Source organism: Streptomyces sp. NPDC107581, assembly GCF_055657175.1.
On the sequence record NZ_JBVKBH010000064.1, the window covers coordinates 1 to 1512 of the forward strand.

At 67.1% G+C, this 1512-nt stretch carries 1 protein-coding gene; it reads right to left on the reverse strand.

Going from position 1 to position 1512, the window contains the following annotated elements; all coding sequences use genetic code 11:
• On the reverse strand, positions 1-1512 hold a 1512-nt coding region (locus ACZ7P3_RS42555; protein ID WP_472090054.1), incomplete at both ends, for an MMPL family transporter.

Sequence of the window (1512 nt, forward strand, 5' to 3'; positions counted from 1 at the left end):
GGATGCGGGGGTGGTCTCGGTGCTCCGGTCGCCGTGTCCGGGCCACCAGGCGGCGTGGCCGATGAGTGCGGTGAGGCTGGGGGTGAAGAACATGGCCATGATGAAGGCGGCGATGGCGATGCCGAAGGAGACGGCGAAGCCCATTTCGGTCAGGAGTGCGTTGCCGGCGAGCATCATGGTGGCGAAGGTGGCGGCGAGGATGAAGCCGGCTGCGGCGACGGTGGGGCCGGCTTGTTTGAGTGCCATGCCGGCGGCTTCGCGTGGGGTGCGGCCTTCGCGGGCTTCTTCGCGCAGGCGGGCGATCATGAGGATGTTGTAGTCGGTGCCGATGGCGACGACGAACAGATACATGATCACGGGGAGGAGGAACATGAGGCCGGAGTGGCCCTGTCCCTTCTGGAAGATCCAGACGGTGGATCCGAGGGTGGCGCCGAAGCCGAGGCCGACGGAGGCGATCAGGTACCAGGGGGCGACGATGCTGCGGAGCAGCAGTCCGAGGATGACCATGATCAGGAGGGCGGCGACGGGGAAGACGGTGCGGTAGTCGTGGTTGACGGCGGTGTCGATGTCTTTGTAGATGGAGGAGAGTCCGCCGACGACGGCTTTGGTGTTGTGGGGGGCGTTGGTGTGGGCGCTGTCGCGGACGCGGCCGACGGCGTTGATGGCCTGGTCGGTGGAGGCTTCGTATTTCAGGGTGACGGTGAAGTCGGCGGTGGTGCCTTGTTTGTTGACCTGGGCGAGGCGGGCGCTGGCGACGCCGTCGACGGTGCTGAGTTGGTGTGCGTAGGCGGTGAAGGCGGTTTTGTCCAGGGGGGTGCCGTCGGTGCTGGTGAGGTAGACGTCGGTGGGTGCGGCGGCGCCGGCCGAGTAGGCCTTTTGCATCTGGTCCTGGACGACCATGGACTCCTTGGTTTTGGGCATGGAGCCGGAGGCGAGGTCGAAGGTGGCTTTGTAGCCGAGGGTGCCCAGGGAGAGGGCGACCAGGATGAGGCCGGAGACGGCGGCGGTCAGGGCGGGTCGGCGCTGGACGCCGCGGCCCAGGGCGGCGAAGCGGGCGTTGGAGGGTTCGTGCTGCCAGGATTTTGAGGGCCAGAAGACCTTGGGGCCGATGAGGGAGATCACGGCGGGGATCAGGGTCAGTCCGGCGATGAGGGTGGCGCCGACGGCGATGGCGAGGGCGGGGCCCATCTGGCGCAGGAAGCCGAGGGTGGACAGGGTCAGGGCGAGGAAGGCGATGATGACGGCTCCGGCGGCGGAGGCGATGGCTTCGCCGACCCGGCCGACCGCTTCGATCATGGCCTGCTTGGGTTCGTCTCCGGCGCGCAGGCGTTCGCGGTAGCGGAACATCAGGAAGAGGAAGTAGTCGGTGCCGACGCCGAAGAGGACGACGATGAGGATCGAGGAGATGGAGCTGTTGGCCTCGAGGTCGAAGAGTTTGGTGGCGTAGGCGATCAGTCCGTTGGCGATGGCGGAGACCACGCCGATCAGGACGAGGGGGAGGATGGCCAGGAT